Raw genomic sequence first — 20,012 nt, forward strand, 5'->3', positions numbered from 1 at the left:
GCACACCACCGGCCCAGCGCGTCACCCGCGTGGGGTGGGGCTGTGGGCGTGGGGCGGGACGTCCGTGTGGGTGGTGGTGTGGGCGTGGGGCGGAGGGGCTGCGCGCGGGGCAGTGGTGGTGTGGCACCGGCCGGAAGGCGCTCACGTACAGCGGCGGCCGTGCGGCACCGGCCGGAAGGCATCGGCGTACAGCGGTGATCGTGCGGCACCGGCCGGAAAGCGCCCACGTACAGCGGCGGTCATGCGGCACCGGCCGGAAAGCGCCCACGTACAGCGGCGGTCGTGTGCTGGTGCCGAGAAGCACGCCGAGCCGCCGCCTGCCGACCGGACACCCCCGCCACCGCCTCAGAACAGCCCGTCCTGCTCTCCCGTGCCGACGGGTCCCACCACCAGCTCCGGCCCGTCCGCGGCGCCCGCCCGTACCAGCTCCCACCCCGCGACGAGCCGACTGTCGAGCACCACGTGCCGCCCGTCCTCCGACAGCCGCAGATGCAGGTCGGGTCCGGCGACCCCGAGGAGGGTGCCGCGGACCACGCACCCGGCGGCCAAGGACCGCACCACCCCGTCGAGGCGGCCCAGCCGCCGCAGCCCGAACTCCTCCCCGTGGTCCTGCACGTCGAGCGGCAGACGCTCCAGGGTCTCGCCCCAGCCGCCCGCGCCGAGGGCGTCCCGGTACAGCGCCTCGACGGCGCCGCGCCGCACCTCCGGTCCGGGAAGGTCCACCCGGGCGGCGCGCTTGGCCGCGTACGGGATCCGGTCCGGCAGTCCGAGGGCCGCGCCCAGCACGGCTTCGGTCCGCCGCGCCGCCATGAGGGCCCCGCGGCCGAGCCAGGTGCAGGCCACGGCGCCCTGCTCCAGCAGCCGGGCGCCGCCCCGCTCCTCCGCGGTGATCCCCACCTTGACCAGGCCGGGCCCGAACCACGCGAGGTACACGCGGAAGACCCGCGGGTCGTCGCTGAGCGTGTCGGCCGCGACGGACGCCATCCGGTCGAGCCGCGCGCACTCCGCGCAGAGGCCACCCGTGGCGCGCGGGTCCAGAATTCCTCGTACCGGACAGGGGTTGCCCCGTGCCCCGGGGCACCGCCGCTCGCCGACCACGCCGAAGCCGAGGGCGCCCCCGTAGGGCAGGTCACTGCGCCGCCCACCTTCCCAGGCCCACACCGCCCGCCCGGACACCCAGCGCACCCCCCGGCACCGCCAGGCGCTCCCGCGACCGCTAGATGAATGAGTCCGATGTTCGTGCTGGTCGCGACCATGGCGAAGGGCGCCCGTTGGTCAGTGTGTGAAGACAAACCTGGACGCCCTTCTGGCGGCACTGTACGTGTTCATCGACGACCATGTGGCGCCTTGTCGCCGGATCGGGCGACCCCCGAAACTGACGGACGCCGAACTGCTGTGCCTGGCGGTCGCCCAGGTCCTGCTCGGTTTTCCCTCGGCCCGGCACTGGATCCGCTTCGCCCACGCCCGCCTCGGCCACCTGTTCCGCTACCTGCCCCAGCAGTCCGCCTACAACAAGCGCCTCAACGCCGCAGGCCCCCTGATCAGCCGCGTGATCGAGGCACTGGCCCGGCAGGTGCCGACCTGGAACGACGACCTGCGGCTGATCGACTCCACCCCGCTGCCCTGCGCGGCCTCCCGCGAGACCGTCAAACGCTCCGACCTGGCCGGACACTGCGGGTACGGCTACTGCCGCAGCCACTCCCGCTTCTTCTGGGGCTTCCGCCTCTACCTGGTCACCACCGCCGAAGGCATGCCCGTCACCTGGTGCCTGGCCAACCCCAAGATCGGCGAACGGGAGGTGATGGCCGCGCTACTCGAACGCGACCACCACCTCGTCCGCCAAGGACAGGTGATCCTCGCCGACAAGGGCTTCGCCGGGAAGGAGTTCGAAGCGTTCTGCTCCGAGCGGCTCGGGGTTCATCTGGTGCGGCCGGACCGCGAGGACGAACCGGCCCGGCACGGAAAGATCGCCCGGGTCCGGCAGTGGATCGAAGCCGTCATCGACACCCTCAAGGGCCAGCTCAGCCTCGAACAGCACGGCGGCAGAACCCCGGCCGGAGTCTTCGCCCGCACCGGCCAACGACTCCTCGCCCTCGCCGCCGGCATCTGGCACAACTGGGCCACCAACGCCCCCGTCAAGCGATCACTGATCGCCTACGACCACTGAAGACATCGGACTCATTCATCTAGAAGACTGCTGAAAATGTTGGGTTCTGGCCTCGCCGCGTCAGCGGCGGGGCCAGACTCGTCTTGTGGTGCAAGGGGAGTGGGTTGGGGAGACGATCGGGCCGGATGTGTGGGAGACCTGCCGGGAGTTGATCCCGGCTGGGAGTGTCTTCGCGTTCCTGGCCGAGCATCGTGGGCAGCTGTTTCCCGCGGTGATGTTCGAGGACATGTATCCGTCGGCGAACGGCCGTCCGTCGATGCCTCCGCAGGTCCTGGCCGCGGCGATCACGCTGCAGGCCCTGCATGGGATGTCGGACTTCGAGACGGTCCAGGAATTACGCTGTGACCTGCGGTGGAAGGCCGCGTGCGGGCTCGGCTTGCACGATATGGCGTTCGATCCTTCGCTGCTGGCCTACTTCCGCCGTCGTCTGGCCCGCTCGGCTTGCCCGAACCGGGTCTTCGAGGCGGTGCGCGAGGTCGTGAAGGCCACCGGCGTGCTGAAGGGAAAGCACCGGCGGGCACTGGACTCCACCGTCCTCGATGACGCGGTGGCCACCCAGGACACCGTCACCCAGCTGATCTCCGCCGTGCGGGCGGTGATCCGTGAGGTCCCCGGCGCCGGACCTGCCGCGGCCGTGCAGTGCACCGCCCACGACTACAGCGACCCTGGCAAACCGAGGATCGCCTGGAACGACCGGCAGGCCAGGGCGGACCTGGTGGACGCCCTCGTCGGTGACGCACTGCGGCTGCTGGGCCACCTGCCCGAACAGGAACTCGGCGAGAAGGCCGCGAACGCGGCCGGCCTGCTGGCCCTGGTCGCAGGCCAGGACGTCGAACCGGCCCAGGAGTCCGACGGCCGTGACGGACGCTGGCGCATCACCCGGGGGACCGCACCCGACCGCGTGGTTTCCACGGTTGATCCCGAGGCCCGGCACATCCACAAGAACCGGACCCGCCACCAGGAGGGCTTCCGTGCGCATGCCGCGTTCGAGCCCGAGGCGGGACTGTTCACCGAGGTCGCTCTCACCGCCGGCAGCGGAGCCGGCAACCACGAGGCCGCCGTCGCCCAAGACCTCCTCGCCGACGAGGACCAGGACCTGACCGTCCTCGGTGACACCGCCTACGGAACCGGCGAACTCCGCGAAGCCCTCGAAGCCGACGGCCACACCCTCGTGATCAAGCCCCCGCCCCTGCGGCAGGCCATCCCCGGCGGCTTCACGACCGACGACTTCCACGTCGACACCCAGGCCGGCCACGTCACCTGCCCGGCCGGCCACACCAAAGCCCTCGGCCGCCCCCTCTCGGGCGGCAACCGCCAGGCCCAGTTCAAAAAACTCTGCCTCGATTGCCCTTTGCGCGAACGCTGCACCAGGTCCAAGACCGGACGCGTCTTCAGCGTCCATCCCCAGTACGACCTCCTCAAAACCGCCCGGGACCAGGCCGCCACCAGCCAGGAATGGCAGGACGAGTACCGCCGCTGGCGACCACCCGTCGAACGCGCCATCGCCTGGCTCGTCGCCAAAGGCAACCGCCGCGTCCCCTACCGAGGCGTCCTCAAGAACAACACCTGGCTCCACAACCGGGCAGCCGCCCTCAACCTCCGCCGCCTCATCAACCTCGGACTCACCCACACCGGCACCACCTGGACCCTCACCCCCACCACCACATAGACCAAAGGGCCGCCCGGCCTACGGCCGGACAGCCCCCCAACAAGATCTTCATCGGCCTTCTAGCCGAGGGCACGCATGAACCCCCCGCGAGCCCGCCCGCCACCGAGCAGTCCCGTCCAGTCGCGTTCCTGCTCCTCCCCGGCGGCTTCCCCGACCACCCCCTCCAGGGACACGACGAGGGCACCGCCCGCGTCCCTGACCGCCTGCGCCCAGTCGCCGACGGCGTCGAGCTCCGCCGGGGACAGGGCCGCGGGCGTCACACACCCGGCGTCCCCGGGCCCGTCGACGACGCAGAGCGTCACCATGGCCGCGACGGACCAGCCCTCGCACACCGGCATCCGCCCGCCCGTCACATCCGGAACGGGCAGCAGGTCGTGGAGGGCGGCGCCGCCCAGCAGCAGGACAGGTGGCGTACCCGGCAGGAAGCGCCGGTTCTCAGGCGACACGAACACGCGGCCACTGTGCCACACACCGCGCGCTCCGCCCCCGCCGCCCGCGACACCACCCGCCGCTTCCGGCGGCGTCCCGCCCGTACACCCGCCACCCCGGCACCCGCCACGGCCCGGCCCGTCGCGGTGTCGGCCCGCAACCGACCGCACGGAGCCGGTCCTGCACCACCCGCGACCGCCGGGGAACCCCCACGGACCTGACCGCGGCTCGCACGGGACACCACCGCACAACCGGCCGGCCAGAAACCCCCACGAGCCCCGCAGGCACACGACACACACCGCCCACCATGCCGTCGGCCGGCGCGCCCCCCGTACACCTCCCCCGGACACGACCCCGCAGCGCGGGACCACGGCCGACTAACTCGCCACCAACTCCACGAGCTCCTTCACCCAGTACTTCATTTGATGCCACCTGCGGCAGAACCGCTTCGGCCGCCGCCACCTCCGCCCGTCGAGCGCACGCCTGCACTCCTTGCACTGCCTCACACGCGTCTGTCCCCCCATGGCGGCGACTGTAGCGGCCACGACTGACAAGACCCTGCGCAGGCGGACCTCCAGCAGCCGAGTGGTCGCGGGCCGGTGCGTGGTCCACGCAGGGGCCAGATCTTGGAACCGTGCCTCACAACACCGGCGGCTCGCCGTGTTCGATGTACACGGCTCGAACGCCACTGCGGCCGGTTCCCGGCGAAAGGGCTCCAACTGCTCGTAGAACTCCTTGAGGTGTCCGGCAGCTGCCCCGTGCCGTTGGCGACCTCCACAGAAAGTCAGCCACGACGGCGGGTGCGCCGACAGACCACCCACCACGTGTGTCTCCAGCAACCACCCACCGGCTCCGGCCACGCTTCCCCAGTCCGTCACGGTCTCGGCCACGTTGCATCCTGAGCGCTGCTGCCAGCCTCGCCTGACGGTGGGCAAGAGGCCGGCCAACCGGATCACGACGGGTTGAACGTCGATCCGCGGTGTCCGGTGCGGACTCGGCATGCGTCCCGCTCCGGCTGGCCATGCTCGCGTGGGTCAGCTGGCGGGGTGCTTCGCAGGTCCGGCTGCCCGCTCCTCACGCCTTGCGGCTGGACTCCCAGCGCTCCGCCTTCGACCGCGTCGGGGAGGCGCTGAGGGGTGACGGCGACTGGCCGGACTATGACGACGGAGCAGCCGGCGCCCTCATAGCCGTCTGATCGGTCCGGCAGCGGCCCTTCGAAGCGGTTGCCGTCAAACACTGCCACCACGGCAAAAGCCAGAGGCCCCGGATCTCTCCGGGGCCTCTGGCTTGCTGTGCACTCGGCAGGATTCGAACCTGCAACCTTCTGATCCGTAGGATCGGGCACCGCACCATGAGGAGTGCCTGTGGCCACCAACTCCGATCGCTCATGTTAGTAGCTGTTGTCGTACCGAACCTGAGGGCGGTGTTTTCGCTGGTCAGGCATAGGTTCGGTGCTCCCGTGGGAGGGGTGGCCTGTCGTGTCATCGTTCCTGGGGAGGCCGTGGATGCCGTCGGTCGTGGGGTTGCTCGAACAGCGTGAGCTGGGTGCTCGCCGTCGCGTGGACGAGTTGCGGGAGGAGGCCGACCGCGTCCAGGCCGAGCTGGTCGTGGCCGAGCGGGAATGGAAGGAGTGGGTCATCGCCCGCTCGCGGGTCGGCGAGGTGCTGGGTCCGGTGGACGAGACCGAGGACTACGCCCGGACCGAACGGGCAGTGCCGGCCCAGGGGCAGGCAGGGGAGGCATCATCGGTGTCGATGGCGGCGAAGCCGAAGTCGCAGGTGCCGGTGTGGCGTGAGGGGCTGGAGGTGTCCGTTCTGTCGATGGACTACCAGCGCATCCTGCAGGCCCTCGCGGACCGGCATCGCCTCCACCAAGGGCCTGTGACCTGCCAGGAGATGGCTGTCTTGTTCGGCCTGGACGCGGTGCCGGCCAAGGTGGAGGCGCTGCGGTCGAAGGCGAAGCGGCTGGTCGCGCGCGGCTGGCTGGCCGAGTCCGCGCCGGGCCGGTTCACCCTCGCACGGAGTGTGGCCGGGCCAGACGGCGGGTCATGATCATGGTCATCGACCAGTAGACCATCGCCTCGGCGCTGGTGGTGCGGCGTTCGAAGTCGCGCACCAGGCGGCGGCTTCGCATCAGGTGCGCGAAGAGCCGCTCGACGATCCACCGCTTGGGCAGCACCACGAACCCCTTGACGTCATCGCTGCGTCTGACGATCGCCAGAACCAGTGCGAACGCGGCCAGGCAGTGCCCGACGAGGCTGCCGGTGTAGCCGCCGTCGGCCCAGACGAGTTCCAGCCGGTGGCGGGCGTCGGCGACCTGGGCGAGCAGAACCTTCGCGGCGGCACGGTCTCCGATGTCCGCGCTTGTGACCATGACGCCCAGCAGTAGGCCGAGGGTGTCGACCACGACGTGCCGCTTGCGGCCGTTGACCAGTTTGCCGCCGTCGAAGCCACGGCTGTCGGCACCGACGACGGCGTCTGCCTTGACGGACTGCGAGTCGATCACACCGGCCGTCGGCTCCACATCCCGGCCCGCCTTCCGGCGGACCCGGTCGCGCAGCCGGTCGTGGAACTCCCTGACCAGTACGTGGTCGCGCCAGCGGCGGAAGAAGGCGTAGACCCGGTCCCACGGCGGGAAGTCGGCTGGCATAGCACGCCACTTGACGCCGTTGTCCACGAGATAGCGGATCGCGTCCAGTATCGCCCGGTGGCAGTACGCCTCCGGCTGCCCGCCCCGGCCCCGCAGCCAGCCCGGCACCGGCAGGAGTGGCCGGACCACGGCCCACTCCGCGTCCGTCATGTCCGAGGGATACCTCCGAACACGTTCCGGGTGATCGGCGGCATTCCCGAACCGGTGAGCGACGCAATCACACGACGGAGCAGCCGAGTTGAACTCCACCGGCGCGAGCACGTACAACTGCGGCAACAGGGTCTCCTGGATCTCGGTCGGCTTCGCAACCCCGAGCTACCAAGAGGCCCTGCCTTCATGCCCACGGCCGGCCGCGATCACCCGATCGAGACTCCCGTTCGACGCCCACCCCTCAAGATCGGAACGACAACAGCTACTTAGCGATCATGCGCCTCTGTGTGGCGTCGTTGCCGTCAGAGTTGCCGTCAATCCCCGATCTTGAAAGGGGCCGTCTCCGGCCTGGCTACGCCGCAGTCGTCAGTTCGCGGGCTCGCTCGTTGAAGTCCGCCACGAGCCGGTTCCGGCCGAAGGGCTGCATGCGCCGTTGCAGGTCCTGTACAGCCTCCACGCACCGCGAAGATTTCACCTGACGGGAGAGCGTCAGGGTGCGGACGCCCGCCGCGTGAGCCGCTTCGAGGTCCTTGTTCTGAAGGTGGGAGACGGCCAGTGCCGCGTGCGACATGGCGCCCCTCCGGGCACGCTTCTGCTTGCGCGCGTGGTCGATGGACACACGGGCGTGCTCCTGGGCTGCCTTCGCGTCCTCCAGGTCGCGGAAGGTGTTCGCGTGCTCCCCGTGGAGGTAGGCCGGATCGATGAACTCCGCCCATGTCTGCTCGCGCTCGGGCTTGACAGCCTCGAACGCCTTCTCGGACTGCGCGACGGCGTGAGCGGCTGCCTTCTTGTCCTTGAGGAGGGCAAGCGCCCGTGCCTCCAGGCACCAAAGGTCCGCGAGGCAGGCCGGCGAATCCGCGCGGGACAGTCCGTGACGCCCGGCCTGGGCAAGGCGTCGGCCTTCCCCGGGGTTGCCCAGAAGCGTTGCCTGGTCCGCCATGCCTGCCAGGACGTGGGCGCCCAGGGCGACGTTCTTGGACTCCTCGGCAAGGCGGAGTGACTGGATCAAGTAGCGCTGTGCGGTGCCGTGTTCGCCGTTGTCGTACGCCATCCAGCCGAGAAGATAGGTCTGCTCGGCTGCGGCCTCGCAGAGGGCCCGACGCACATCCTCCGTGTTGCTGCGGCGGAGTAGCGGGTACACGTGTTCGGTCATGTACTGGGCCAGCACGAGGCGCCCTGATCCGCCGCCCTGGAAGATGTCCATGCGCTGGAAGGTGCTGAACATGTTCTTGACGGCGGTCACGTCTTCGAGGCGTACCCGGGGGCCTGGCTCGGGCTGCTGGTCGAGCGTGTTCATCAACCAGTCACGCGAGGGGCCCACCCCGGCCACGGCTGCCCACGGCGCCGCTGCAAGCAGTTTTCGTCGGTCCACGTCAGCTCTCCCCAAGTCGGCAACCACATCCACGGTAGCCGTGTACGAAGGGTTGTACACGAGTGCGGCGTCAGTGGAACTTCCGTCCCCCAAGCCGAGATCGTAGGTCGTGACACGGAAGCCGAAGTGCTCCGAGAACACGTCGGCAAGGATGGCCGGGATCGGCGGTCGCGGCGTCTCCCCCTTGATCCAACACCGGACCCGCGTCGCGTCCGGCGAGATGTGAGGCTGCTTCCACTCCGCCGCCTTCGACTTCACCCGCCGCGCCAACTCTCCCCGACTCATGCCGGAACGGTCTAACCACTGTTCGAACTTGCGGTTCGGCGTCTTCATGCCCACAGCCTCCAGCGACGGCCCGTAGTGAAAACAACACCCTTCGACACCCCTCCGACGGTACTCCCGTAGGCGCTCTTCCGGTTGCCTGGTCGTACGAACTGATCACGTCGCACGGCCTGATCAACTGACCGTGGTTGCCGAAGGGGCGTTGGCACATGGGGAGACGGAACGCGGAAGCATTCCAACACGAGCGGGCACCCATCGTGGTGCCCTCGGTGTCCGGACGGTACTTCGGCAGCCAGACGACGCCCACGCTCGATCTGGGTGCCGAGCAGCGCACGCTGATGACGATTCGGGTGTCGCGCGACTCGGGCCGCACGTGGGTGCAGACGACGGCGGTTCGCGAGGGGGACCCGATGCGGATTCTGGCCGACCCGATGCGGTTCCCCGCCTGTGAATGCGCACGCTGTGGCGGCCGGGCATCGGTGGCGGCGCGAGCGCTGCGGCCGGTGGCGACGGCAGGCCCTTCGTGGTGAAGCGCCCGTGGGTCGTGCCGCCGGCGCCCAAGCCGACAAGGGCGGGCAGGCTCCCGGTCATCGCCGATTCGATGCCCCGCCCTCCGGTCAACTCGGTGCCGATGGACGTACTGCCCGGTGAGCTGCGGGTCGGGGACTGGGTGCCCTTCAGCGACCGTGTGGGGCGCCCGGTGATCGACCTGCGGGCGGTGGGCCCTGGGCAACGTCACCGTCGGGTGGCGTTCGCTGACCTGCCGCCGGTCACGGTCAGGGAGCGGGTCCGGGTCTACCGGGACTGGGAGCGCGCTGCGGCGATGTGGGGGCGGACGTGAGGGTCGTCTGCCGCTTGGCGGCTCGGGTTGCCGGGCCTGTGTACGTGTTCGTGAACGCCGCGGGGATCGGCTTCGTACTGGCCGTGGCCTTCACACGTTGAGACTCCCGCCCTGGGGTCCTTGAACTGTCCGGACAAGGGTCTGGGGCGGGTTACGGCACCACCACTTCACACACACCACGACATGAGGGAGTAGTCATGGGATGGGGAACCGGTAAGGGCGGCGGCGGGGGCGACGGGAAGCACTCGGGGAAGAAGGACCCCAGCGACTCCAAGCCGTCGCCGGACACCAACACCCCCAAGCCCGACCCGAAGCACAAGAAGGGCTAGGCATGAGCACAGACAGTGCAGCCGCCGAACAGATCGCCATGCGCGGCCTGGTCGGCGCGGTGAGCGAGAACCTGGGCAAACCTCTGCCGCAGGTGTGGGAGCGGGCGTTCTGGTCGGTGCCTCGCCACCGGTTCCTGCCTGAGCGCGTGTGGGTGGGAGACCGCCTGGAGCCGTGCGACCGGACGGCGGCGCATGAGACGTGGCTGCGGTGGGCGTACGAGGACGAGCCGGTGATCACTCAAGTCAACGACGGGCAGGACGTGGGCGACGACGACCGGTGGCCCTCCTGTTCAGCCTCGGCACCCTCCATCGTCTTCCGCATGCTCGACATGCTCGACGTGAGCGACGGCCAGAAGGTCTTCGAGGTCGGCACGGGAACCGGGTGGAACGCCGCCCTGCTGGCTCACCGTGTCGGCGCGGAGAACGTGACCACGATCGAGGTGGACCCGGCCCTTGCCGCACAGGCCGCGTCCAACCTGAAGAACGTCGGTCTGGAACCGGCCGTGGTCACCGGCGATGGTGCTGCCGGACACCCCCACGGCGGTCCCTACCACCGGATCATCGCCACCTGTTCCGTGCGGAAGGTGCCCACGGCGTGGCTGCGGCAGGCCGCTCCGGGTGGCGTGATCCTTACCCCATGGGAGACCCCGTGGCTCTGTTACGGGCTGCTGCGCCTGGTCGTCGACGGTGAGGGGTCGGCGTCCGGCTGGTTCCACCCCCACTCCGCGTTCATGCTGATGCGGAGCCAGCGCACGAACCTGCGGATCTTCCGGGACGTGGTGCGTGACGAACACGTACCGGACGAGTCCGTGACCACGCTGTCTCCGTGGGCGGTGACGGGGGACGACTGGGCGGCCCAGTTCGCCATCGGCCTCCAGACGCGGGACGTGTGGCGGGCCTGGCACGACGACCCCGACGTGGAGGGCGTGGCGTCCCGGCTGTGGCTGGCCACCACGGACGCCACCTCGTGGGCGGCGGTCGACTGGGACGGCCAGGACGACGAACGGTTCACCGTGTGGCAGTACGGGCCCCGGCGGCTGTGGAACGAGGTGGAGGCCGCCCATGCCTGGTGGCGCGAGGCCGGCAGCCCCGGCCCTGGCCGCTTCGGCCTGACGGTCTCCCCGGACGGCACCCACACCCCGTGGCTCGACCGACCTGACCACGAAGTGCCCGCCACGGGTTGAACAGCGACGACGAACGACCGGACCACCCTGGGCCTGGGCAGCACACGGGGTGGTCCGGTCGGTTAGGGATCTTGCAGACCCCGGTGCCGATGGTACCGGGGCTGTCGTCGTGCTCCCGCTCGACCCAGCCTCAACGGTGTTGATTTAACGCCGAGTTACCGAGAGGGAGGGGCCTGGGGTTGCGGATACCGAAGCGGGCGACAGGGCGCCGTGGGAGGTGCGCGTGGGCACGTGGTCGGCTGGAGCGGCTTTGGCCGGTGTCCTGCCCGGTTTGGGGTCGGGCATGGTCAGGGGGCCGTACGCTGGCCCGGCAACTCGGGCAGGTCTGTGAGCCTGCCCGGAATTTGCACGAGTGGCCCCCTGGCCTTGCCCGACGCGGGACCCGAACCGGGGAGGTGGGTAAAGCCGTGCAAGCCGGCCACCCCCGGCCACGGGACGCCTGCCGCATGCCGAGCCGCACGCAGGCGACCGCCGGTTCGGCTCGACGGGCTTGCTGGGTGTGGGCGCCTGGTCGTGGGGCTGTGTCGGGGCCCTCCGGCTAGCGCACCTGGCGGGGTGGCTGCGGCCGTAGGGGTTGCTTCCTGGCTCTCGTCGTCCTGCCTGGCTTGGTTCTGCGCGCTGAGCGGCGGGCGCCGCCGGAGCGGTGGCGGAGACAAGGAGCGGCGGCGGCGCGGGCCGCCAGCGCGCGGCGGCCCGCCGTGGCGGGCCGCCCTTGATCCGCGTGACCATGGACATCTACACCTTCGTGCGGCTGGATTCCCAGCGGTCCGCCTTCGACCGCGTCGGGGATGCCCTGAGGGGTGACGGCAACGGGACGGACGATGACGACGGCGCGGCCGGTGCGCCGGTAGCCGTCTGATCGGCCCCGTGCGCGCCCTCTGAGGCGGTTGCCGTCAAACACTGCCGTCAAGGCAAAAGCCAGAGGCCCTGTGGATCACTCCACAGGGCCTCTGGCTTGCTGTGCACTCGGCAGGATTCGAACCTGCAACCTTCTGATCCGTAGTCAGATGCTCTATCCGTTAAGCTACGAGTGCGTGTCAGTGATCTTACTCTCTGACTTTTCCTCCCGGGCTTTTCGTCCCGGTCGGCGTTGCGGGAACAACATTACATGAACCCCGCCGCCATGCGAAATCCATTGGCCACAGCATGATCAATCAGGGCAAAGCGGGCACCGAGGGCCCGGGTGGCCTGGGAACGCGGCGTCGGCGCCGTACCTCAGGCGGCGGCTGCGGTACGGCACACCGGGAAGGGTGCCCCGGCGACTCGGCATGAGCGCCCGGGTCACCTGGACCACGGCGGCTGCTCCCGGCAGCACGCCGGCGCCCTTCGCCCGAAGCACCGCCCCCGCACAGCCGGCAGCCGACCGAGACGGCGGACTCGGAGCGCGGAGCGGGCACCAGGGCCGAGGCGCAAGGGGCGCCGAGGGGGCCGAGGGGGCCGAGAAGCGAAGAGCGAGGGGTGAGGGGTGAGGCCAAACGCCGGTCCGGGTCCGCCAGCGGGCAGCGGCAGCGGCAGCGGCAGCGGCAGCGGTGGGGAAACGGTGGGGAAACGGCCGAAGCCCCGGCCGTGGGGCCGGGGCTTCGGTTCTTGCTGCGGAGGCGGAGGGATTTGAACCCTCGATGGGCTTTAAGGCCCAAACCGCATTAGCAGTGCGGCGCCATAGACCGGACTAGGCGACGCCTCCCTCCACCCGCGTGCGCGAGTGGTGCGTGCAGATGATGACACAGCCCAGGGGTGCGTCACCAATCGCCGTCCACGGTACTAGGCGCGAGGGGCGCAGGGCAAAGGCTTCCGGGGGCCCGGCCGCGCAACGTGGCGGGCGGTGCCGCGTTAACGGGGTGAGGGTGCCGGGGCGGGCGCCGTCCGCGGGTGGGCCGCCGGCCGTCCGCGGTGCCGTCCCCGGCCGCCCGGGCCGTGAAACCGACCTGCCGGGAAACCCACCCGCCGTGACACCGACCCTCAGGGAGTTCGCATGCTGCGTCGTCTCGCCGTCACCTCCGCCGCCTCCCTCGCCGCCCTCGGCGCCGCCGCGCCCGCCGCGGGTGCCGCCGCCGGGCCGCTGCCCGTGCCGATCCCGCTGCTGTCCCGCTCCGACACGCTGACGATCACCGTCGAGCGGTCCGGCAACCCCGCCGCGGACGGCACCTTCCGCCTGGAGTGCGGCCCCGAGCGGGCCACCGGCACCCATCCGCGCGCCCAGCGGGCCTGCGCCCGGCTGGAGGAGCTGTCCAAGGGCGGCCGCGATCCCTTCGCGCCGCTCCCCGAGGACCGGGTGTGCACCCAGCAGTACGGCGGCCCCGCCACCGCCCGCGTCGAGGGCACCTGGCACGGCCGGCCGGTCGACGCCCGCTTCTCCCGGGCCGACGGGTGCGAGATCGCCCGGTGGGAGAACCTCCGGCCGGTCCTGCCCATGACCCGGTCCTGAACCGGACCCGCCCTGACCGGCACGGCCGCGGGGCGTCCCGGGGCCGTCCCCCGACACACCGGCGCGCGCCGGGGGCGCGCGCCTCGTGCACACGCCCTCGGGGAGACCTCCCCCTCATCCGCGGTCGCGTCCGCACCCCCAGCCCTTAGACTCCCTCCCGTAAGCGCGGCAGTAGGTCATTGGGAGGAAGCGTCGTCGTGAGCAGCAGGCCATCCCGAGGCGCTGCTCGCCTCGCAGCCATACTCGACGCCCTGCCTGACGGGCTCGTCCTCGTCAACACGAACGGCACGGTCGTCAACGCCAACACCATCGCCCTCGAAATGTTCGAGACGCCCGGTACGGCACTGGTGGGGCGGGGGCTGCTCGACCTGCTGCCCGCGTTCGACTCCCGTCTCATCCCCGGGTCGATGCGCCGGCCCGCCAGCACGGACCCGCACGGCCGCACCAAGCCCACCCGCATGGTCGCCCGCCGCACCGACGGCGGGGAGTTCCCCGTCGAGGTGACGAGCGCCAGCCTGGAGGACGGCCGCGAGGCCTACGACTCGTACGGCGGCGGCGTCGGCTACAGCGGAGACGAGCTGCTCATGCTCGTCGTCCGCGACCTGTCCGGCACCCTCGACACCGAGGCCGAGCTGGCCCGTTCCCAGCGCCAGACCGAGATGATCCTGCGCGCCGCTTCCGAGGGCGTCGTCGGCACCGACACCGACGGGCGCATCGTCCTGGTCAACCCGGCCGCCGCGCAGATCCTCGGCTGGCGCGCCAGCGACCTGGGCGGCAAGGAGCTGCACGCCCTGATGCTGCACTCCAAGGCCGACGGCGAGCCCTTCCCGTACGACGAGTCGCCGCTCGCCGACACCCTGCGCTCCGGGCGCAAGCACCGGGTGCGCGGGCAGGTCGTGTGGGCCAAGGACGGCTCCCCCGTGCCCGTCGACCTGACCACGGCTCCGGTCCGCGACGGGGACCAGCTCGTCGGGGCGGTCATGACCTTCGCCGACCGGCGGCCGTACGAGCAGCTCGCCGAGCGGCACGCCGCGGAGCTCGCGGCGCTGGAGGAGAAGCACGCCGCGGAGGTGGCCGCCGCGGAGGAGGAGCACGCGGCGGAGGCCGCGGCGTACGAGGAGCGGCTGGCGGAGGCGGCCCGGCGGTACGACGCGCTGGGTGTGCGGCACGCCCAGCTCACCGCCGTGCTCGGTCCGTCGCTGCGCGGGCCGCTGGAGGAGCTCCGCCGCGAGCTGGGCGTGCTCGCCGCCGACCCGGCGGGACAGCTGTGGCCCGAGGCGAACCAGATCCTGCACCACCTGGCCGCCGGGTACGCCCGGATGACCACGCTCGTCGACAACGTCCTCTGCTTCCAGCGCCTGGACTCCGGTGAGGACGGGCTGCGCAAGGAACCCGTGCAGCTCGACGGCGTGGTGGCGGCCGGCGTCGACGGGGCGGTGGAGCTCATCGGGCCGGGACGCGTCCAGTTCGCCGTGCACGCGCCGCCCGTCGCGGCGGAGGTGGACGGGGCACGGCTCGCCACCGCCCTCGCCCATCTGATCGCGGACGTGGCCGGCGTCGACTCCACCGGCACGTCGCGGATCGCGAGCGGCGGCGGGTACGTGGACTCCACCGTCGTGGTGGCCGCGGCCCAGCGCGGCGACGTCGTGCGGATCGAGGTGCGCGGCCCGCACGGCGGCGGCGACCCGGTCCACCAGCCGATCGTGCGCGGCATCGTCCGTGCGCACGGCGGTGTGCTGCAGACGCACGAGGTGCCCGGGCCGGGCGGCAGCGCGTTCGTGCTGGAGGTGCCCGTCGGGACGATCGGGAGCGGTGCCGCCGCGCGCGTGACCGGCGGCGCCGTCCGACCGGCCGTGCCCGGGAAGCCCGCGGACTCCGCGGCGGCCGCTCCCGGCGGTGCGGACGGCGGGCGCGGGACCGGCGAGGACGGTGCCGGGGCCCACGAGGGAGACGGTATGCCTGGCGGGGCCGCCGTGACCGCTGTGGGAGGGGCGCCTTCCTTGGTCGCTGCCGGTGACGCCTCCGTGGGCGGTGCCTCGGGTGCCGTGCCGGTCGGGGCCGCGCCGCCGCCGGTTCCGGGGGCGCCCGGCACCCCGGCCGCGGGCACACCGGCGGCCGGTGCGCCCGGTGCCGGTGCCCCCGCCGACGCGGTGACTCCCGCCGGTGGCCCGGCCCCCGGCACCACGGCTTCCGGCGCACCGGCTTCCGGCGCGCCTACCGCTGGTGCTGCTGGCGCTGGGGCTGAGGCTGGGGCTGGGGCTGGGGCTGGGGCTGGGGCTGCCGAGTGCGGGTGCCTCCGGGACTGAAGTGGCGCCCGGAGCTGCCGTGACGCCGGGAGCTGCCGCCGCCCTGCCCGCGCAGCAGTCCGGTGACACCGCCGGGGGAGGCGGGCGGCGACGGGGGCGGCGCGCGTCGACGGATGCGTTCCTGGACAGTCCCGTACGGGCCGAGGACCCCGTGGCCGCCGAGCCGACCGGGCGTCGGCGGGCGCGTCGCGCCGCCGGGGACGGCACGGACGGAGCCGGCGAGCAGCGGGTGCCCGCGCAGGCCCCCGCACACGACCCGTCGGCGGAAGGTGCCCTTCCGGAGCCGACCGGTCGGCGCCGCGGCAGGCCCAGCCCCGCGGAGACCACCGGCGCGCCCGCCCTCAGCCCGCAGGCCCCCGTCGCCCAGGCCCCGGCGCCGCTCGCCCCTGCGGCCCGGTCGGGCGTCCCGGCCGAGGGCGCGGTCGTCATGGCGGGCGAGACCGCGCAGTCGCGCCCGGCGGGGCTCGGCGGCACGGTGCCGCCCCAGGGCGTGCCGCACGGTGAAGCTCCCGTTCCGGTGCCGCCGCAGGGCACGGGGAGGCGGGCGCGGCGCGCCACCGCTCCGGAAGGCGCCAGGGCGGCCCTGCCCCCGGCACCCGCAGCCCCCGCACCGGCCCCGGCCGGCGCACCCGTACCGCCCGCAGCGCTCGTCCCCCCACGCAGGGTGGCGCGCCCGGTGCCGTACCGCCCGCCGAGGGCGCCCCGCACCCCGCCGCGCCCGCACACCCGGCCCCTGCGTCCTCGCCCGCACCGCCCGCCTCACCCGTCCCGCCTGTGCAGCAGGCCGGTCAGCCGGTCGGGCGGCGGGCGCGGCGGGCACTCGCCCCGGCCCAGGACCGTGCGGAGCCGGACGGGACCGCGGCCGCCCAAGGCGGGGAGGCCCGGACCGCCTTCGCGCTGCCGCCCGCCGCGGCGGACCGTACTCCCGAGGGCCAGGCCCCGCACGCGCACCGGCAGCCGCCGGAGGGCGACGGCGGCACGATCCCGTACGGACCCCTCCGGGCGCGGACCACACACCGCCGCAGCCGCACCCGCTGCCCGGGGCCGCCCTCCCGGCTCCTGGCACCGCCCCGGCCCCGGCGGCGGCCGGCACTCCGGCCGCGGGTACACGCCGGCCGGACGCGTCGCCGTCCACGCAGGGGCGGGCCTTCAGCGTCCGTACGCTCGGTCAGGGCGTGCCGTTCGCCCAGCAGCTTCCTGACGCCGGGACCGCGACGCCCGCAGGGACCGCGACGCCCGCCGGCGCCACCCCTGCCGGAGGCACACCCTCCGCCGCAACGCCCGCCGGAGGCACACCCTCCACTGCGACGCCCGCCGGAGGCGTGCCCGTCGGCGGCACGCCCTCCGGGGGAACGCCTGCCGGTGGAGCTCCCGTCCCCGGGTCAGGTTCGGGGCGCCGCCGCAAGCTGGCCACGCCGCCGGAGGGCGACCGCCAGCCCGGCGCCGCCGGGGAGGTGCCCGCCCGTCCCGCGCCGGTGCCGGCTCCCGGCGCCGCCCCCGTACCTGCCCCCACCCGCAGCCGCTGCTGGGTCCGGCGCCGAGCGAGGGGCGCGGTCGTGCGTACGAGATAGGGGCACCGGACGCGGGCGCCGACGAGGGCCCGGAGCCGCTGGACGGCCCCGGAGGCGCCGTTGAGGTCGCCAACGAGCCGCAGCCGCAGCCCGTCGACGACGAGCTGCCGCCCGAGCCGCTCGACAACCCGCGCCGCCTCCTGGTGTGGCCGGCCCCGGACGTCGCGACGCAGCAGGCGCTGAGCGAGCGCGGCTACCGCCCGGTCATCGTGCACTCCCGCGAGGAGGTGGACGCGCAGATCGCGGCGTTCCCGGCCGCGCTGTTCGTGGACCCGCTGACCGGGCCCATCACCCGGACCGCGCTGCAGTCGCTGCGCCAGGCGGCGGTCGCCGCGGAGGTGCCGGTGCTGCTGGCGGCCGGACTGGCCTCGGCGACGCGGGAGGCGGCGTACGGCGCCGACCCCGCCGTCCTGTTGAAGGCGCTGGCGCCGCGCGACAGCGAGCAGCACCCTTCCCGGGTCCTGCTCATCGAGGAGCACGACGAGATCGCGCACGCGCTGACGGCCGCTCTGGAGCGGCGCGGCATGCACGTGCAGTGCGCGGCGGCGGACACCGACGCGGTCGCGCTCGCCGCGCAGCTGCGGCCGAACCTCGTCGTCATGGACCTGATGCAGGTGCGCCGGCGCCGGGCGGGGATCATCGACTGGCTGCGCGCGAACGGGCAGTTGAACCGGACGCCGCTGGTCGTCTACACGGCGGCGGGCCTCGACGAGGCGGAGCTGCCGCGGCTGGTGTCGGGGGAGACGGTGCTGTTCCTCGCCGAGCGGGCGACGAGCGCGGAGGTGCAGCAGCGGCTGGTGGACCTGCTGGCGAAGATCGGCACGAACTGACGGCGGTGCGGGGCGGCACGACCGCCGCCCCGCACCGCCGCAGGGCCCCGGTCAGAGGCGGGTGACCTCCAGCTCGCCGTCGGCGTACTGGCGGCGGATCACCTTCTTGTCGAACTTGCCGACGCTGGTCTTCGGCACCGCCGGGACGAGCGCCCAGCGCTCCGGGAGCTGCCACTTGGCGATGCCGGCCCCGGCGAGGAAGTCGCGCAGCGCGGTGTAGTCGGCGTCGGCGCCGTCCTTGAGGACGACGGTGGCGAGCGGTCGTTCGCCCCACTTCTCGTCCGGTACGGCGACGACGGCGGCCTCCGCGACGTCCGGGTGGCCCATCAGGGCGTTCTCCAGTTCGACGGACGAGATCCACTCGCCGCCGGACTTGATGACGTCCTTGGCGCGGTCGGTGAGGGTGAGGTAGCCGTCCGGGCTGATGACCCCGACATCGCCCGTCTTCAACCAGCCGTCGGCGCTGAACTTGTCGTCGGGGCGCAGCGCCTCGCCGGACGTGCCGCCGTAGTAGGCGCCCGCGATCCAGGGCCCGCGCACCTCCAACTCGCCCGCGGACTCGCCGTCCCAGGGCAGCACGTCACCGCCCGGCCCGACCAGCCGCGCCTCGACGCTCGCGGGGAAGCGGCCCTGCGTGACGCGGTACGGCCACTCCTCCTCCGCGGTGAGCCCGGCGGGCGGCAGGGCCATCGTGCCGAGCGGGGACGTCTCGGTCATGCCCCAGGCGTGGCAGAGCCGCACGCCGAGCTTGTCGTACGCCTCCATCAGGGCGGGCGGGCAGGCGGCGCCGCCGATGGTGACGTTGCCGAGGGAGGACAGGTCGCGGGGGTTCGCGGTGACCTCGGCGAGCAGGCCCTGCCAGATGGTGGGGACGGCGGCGGCGTGGGTGGGGCGCTCCCGCTCGATCATGTCGGCGAGGGGCACCGGCTGGAGGAAGCGGTCCGGCATGAGCATGTTGACGCCGGTCATGAAGGTGGCGTGCGGCAGCCCCCAGGCGTTCACGTGGAACTGCGGCACCACGACCAGGGTGGTGTCGGCGTCGGTCAGGCCCATGGACTCGGCCATGTTGACCTGCATGGAGTGCAGGTAGATGGAGCGGTGGGAGAAGACGACGCCCTTGGGGTCGCCGGTGGTGCCCGACGTGTAGCACATGGCGGCGGCCTGGCGCTCGTCCAGCTCCGGCCAGTCGAACGCGGCGGGCCGGTCCGCGATGAGCTCCTCGTAGTCGTGGACGCGGGCCCCGGAGTCCGCGTCCACGAGGAGGGAGCGGTCGCCCGGCCCGGAGACGACGACGTGCTCGACGGTCGGCAGGTGCGGGAGGACGGGGGCCAGCAGGGGCAGCAGCGAGCCGTCGACGAGGACGACGCGGTCCGCGGCGTGGTTGACGATCCAGACCAGCTGCTCGACGGGCAGCCGCAGGTTCAGGGTGTGGAGCACGGCGCCCATGGAGGGAATGGCGAGGTATGCCTCGACGTGCTCCGAGTTGTTCCACATGAGAGTCGCCACGCGGTCCCCCTCGGCCACTCCGAGCTCGTCGCGCAGGGCGCCCGCGAGCCGGGTCGCCCGCGCCCCGGCCTCGGCGAAGCTGCGGCGGCGGGGGGCGTCCGGATCACCGGTCCAGGTGGTGATCTGCGACTTCCCGTGGATCGTCATCCCGTGGTGCAGGATGCGGGTCACGGTCAGCGGTACGTCCTGCATGGTGCTCAGCACGGCGTCCTCCCGAATGGGCGCGGCTCGCTACGCGGCGGTAGCCAGGTGGGTGTGCAGATTCTGCGCCCATACCGAGCGGTATGTCACTACCTGGGAGT

At 72.6% G+C, this 20,012-nt stretch carries 15 protein-coding genes, 2 tRNA genes and 1 pseudogene; 11 read left to right on the forward strand and 7 right to left on the reverse strand.

The window, feature by feature from the left end:
- Positions 1-345: 345 nt before the first annotated feature.
- Complete coding sequence (locus tag L6E17_RS19050; RefSeq protein ID WP_374109091.1) at positions 346-984, reverse strand: DUF2797 domain-containing protein; 639 nt, start codon at positions 982-984, stop codon at positions 346-348.
- A gap of 298 nt (positions 985-1,282) precedes the next feature.
- On the opposite strand from L6E17_RS19050, the gene L6E17_RS19055 reads away from it, so the two are divergent.
- Complete coding sequence (locus L6E17_RS19055) at positions 1,283-2,167, forward strand: IS982 family transposase (RefSeq protein ID WP_236238908.1); 885 nt, start codon at positions 1,283-1,285, stop codon at positions 2,165-2,167.
- Positions 2,168-2,255: 88 nt separating this feature from the next.
- Positions 2,256-3,836: an IS1182 family transposase gene (locus L6E17_RS19060; RefSeq protein WP_236239647.1), complete on the forward strand. Its 1,581-nt coding sequence runs from the start codon at positions 2,256-2,258 to the stop codon at positions 3,834-3,836.
- Positions 3,837-3,895: 59 nt separating this feature from the next.
- On the opposite strand, the gene L6E17_RS19065 is transcribed toward L6E17_RS19060, so the two are convergent.
- Positions 3,896-4,288, reverse strand: coding sequence for a hypothetical protein (locus tag L6E17_RS19065; RefSeq protein WP_236241951.1), 393 nt, complete (start codon positions 4,286-4,288; stop codon positions 3,896-3,898).
- 956 nt (positions 4,289-5,244) lie between these two features.
- Here L6E17_RS19065 and L6E17_RS19070 point away from each other — a divergent pair.
- Positions 5,245-5,460, forward strand: a complete 216-nt coding sequence (locus tag L6E17_RS19070; RefSeq protein WP_236241952.1) for a hypothetical protein — start codon at positions 5,245-5,247, stop codon at positions 5,458-5,460.
- A 310-nt stretch (positions 5,461-5,770) separates the two neighbouring features.
- A complete protein-coding gene (locus tag L6E17_RS19075; protein WP_236241953.1) occupies positions 5,771-6,316 on the forward strand; it encodes a hypothetical protein in 546 nt (181 codons plus the stop codon).
- Here the strand turns inward: L6E17_RS19075 and L6E17_RS19080 are convergent.
- Positions 6,273-7,064: an IS5 family transposase gene (locus L6E17_RS19080; protein ID WP_236241954.1), complete on the reverse strand. Its 792-nt coding sequence runs from the start codon at positions 7,062-7,064 to the stop codon at positions 6,273-6,275. The two genes, L6E17_RS19075 and L6E17_RS19080, sit on opposite strands and share 44 nt — an antisense overlap.
- A gap of 352 nt (positions 7,065-7,416) precedes the next feature.
- The gene (locus L6E17_RS19085) at positions 7,417-8,769 is read right to left on the reverse strand and encodes a transcriptional regulator (protein WP_236241955.1); all 1,353 of its coding nucleotides are present in this window, start codon (positions 8,767-8,769) and stop codon (positions 7,417-7,419) included.
- Positions 8,770-8,987: 218 nt separating this feature from the next.
- On the opposite strand from L6E17_RS19085, the gene L6E17_RS19090 reads away from it, so the two are divergent.
- From L6E17_RS19090 to L6E17_RS30615, 5 genes are all read left to right on the forward strand, one after another.
- Positions 8,988-9,248, forward strand: coding sequence for a hypothetical protein (locus tag L6E17_RS19090; protein WP_236241956.1), 261 nt, complete (start codon positions 8,988-8,990; stop codon positions 9,246-9,248).
- Between the two features lie 71 nt (positions 9,249-9,319).
- Complete coding sequence (locus L6E17_RS19095; RefSeq protein WP_236241957.1) at positions 9,320-9,559, forward strand: hypothetical protein; 240 nt, start codon at positions 9,320-9,322, stop codon at positions 9,557-9,559.
- A 197-nt stretch (positions 9,560-9,756) separates the two neighbouring features.
- The gene (locus L6E17_RS30610) at positions 9,757-9,888 is read left to right on the forward strand and encodes a hypothetical protein (protein ID WP_268985351.1); all 132 of its coding nucleotides are present in this window, start codon (positions 9,757-9,759) and stop codon (positions 9,886-9,888) included.
- Positions 9,889-9,890: 2 nt separating this feature from the next.
- Positions 9,891-11,072: a methyltransferase domain-containing protein gene (locus L6E17_RS19100; protein ID WP_236241958.1), complete on the forward strand. Its 1,182-nt coding sequence runs from the start codon at positions 9,891-9,893 to the stop codon at positions 11,070-11,072.
- 727 nt (positions 11,073-11,799) lie between these two features.
- Positions 11,800-11,931, forward strand: a complete 132-nt coding sequence (locus L6E17_RS30615) for a hypothetical protein (RefSeq protein WP_268985352.1) — start codon at positions 11,800-11,802, stop codon at positions 11,929-11,931.
- A gap of 102 nt (positions 11,932-12,033) precedes the next feature.
- On the opposite strand, the gene L6E17_RS19105 is transcribed toward L6E17_RS30615, so the two are convergent.
- Together L6E17_RS19105 and L6E17_RS19110 are read right to left on the reverse strand one after the other, a co-directional pair.
- A tRNA-Arg gene (locus L6E17_RS19105) sits at positions 12,034-12,106 on the reverse strand.
- Positions 12,107-12,665: 559 nt separating this feature from the next.
- Positions 12,666-12,756: transfer RNA gene (locus tag L6E17_RS19110), tRNA-Ser, on the reverse strand.
- 288 nt (positions 12,757-13,044) lie between these two features.
- Between L6E17_RS19110 and L6E17_RS19115 the strand changes: the two genes are divergently transcribed.
- Both L6E17_RS19115 and L6E17_RS19120 read left to right on the forward strand, forming a co-directional pair.
- The gene (locus L6E17_RS19115; protein ID WP_236241959.1) at positions 13,045-13,497 is read left to right on the forward strand and encodes an SSI family serine proteinase inhibitor; all 453 of its coding nucleotides are present in this window, start codon (positions 13,045-13,047) and stop codon (positions 13,495-13,497) included.
- Positions 13,498-13,694: 197 nt separating this feature from the next.
- Positions 13,695-18,204 (forward strand): annotated as a pseudogene (locus L6E17_RS19120) (PAS domain-containing protein).
- A 51-nt stretch (positions 18,205-18,255) separates the two neighbouring features.
- Here L6E17_RS19120 and L6E17_RS19125 read toward each other — a convergent pair.
- Positions 18,256-19,914, reverse strand: a complete 1,659-nt coding sequence (locus L6E17_RS19125) for a long-chain fatty acid--CoA ligase (RefSeq protein ID WP_236241960.1) — start codon at positions 19,912-19,914, stop codon at positions 18,256-18,258.
- Positions 19,915-20,012: the final 98 nt, after the last annotated feature.

The organism is Streptomyces sp. CC228A (genome assembly GCF_021390935.1).
GTDB lineage: Bacteria > Actinomycetota > Actinomycetes > Streptomycetales > Streptomycetaceae > Streptomyces.

Coding starts and splice junctions, on each gene's coding strand:
- L6E17_RS19100 (WP_236241958.1), top strand. CDS start 9,891: ATGAGCACAGACAGTGCAGCCGCCGAACAGATCGCCATGCGCGGCCTG.
- L6E17_RS19095 (WP_236241957.1), top strand. CDS start 9,320: ATGCCCCGCCCTCCGGTCAACTCGGTGCCGATGGACGTACTGCCCGGT.
- L6E17_RS19115 (WP_236241959.1), top strand. CDS start 13,045: ATGCTGCGTCGTCTCGCCGTCACCTCCGCCGCCTCCCTCGCCGCCCTC.
- L6E17_RS19085 (WP_236241955.1), bottom strand. CDS start 8,769: ATGAAGACGCCGAACCGCAAGTTCGAACAGTGGTTAGACCGTTCCGGC.
- L6E17_RS30610 (WP_268985351.1), top strand. CDS start 9,757: ATGGGATGGGGAACCGGTAAGGGCGGCGGCGGGGGCGACGGGAAGCAC.
- L6E17_RS19080 (WP_236241954.1), bottom strand. CDS start 7,064: ATGACGGACGCGGAGTGGGCCGTGGTCCGGCCACTCCTGCCGGTGCCG.
- L6E17_RS19050 (WP_374109091.1), bottom strand. CDS start 984: ATGGCGTCCGTCGCGGCCGACACGCTCAGCGACGACCCGCGGGTCTTC.
- L6E17_RS19075 (WP_236241953.1), top strand. CDS start 5,771: ATGCCGTCGGTCGTGGGGTTGCTCGAACAGCGTGAGCTGGGTGCTCGC.
- L6E17_RS30615 (WP_268985352.1), top strand. CDS start 11,800: ATGGACATCTACACCTTCGTGCGGCTGGATTCCCAGCGGTCCGCCTTC.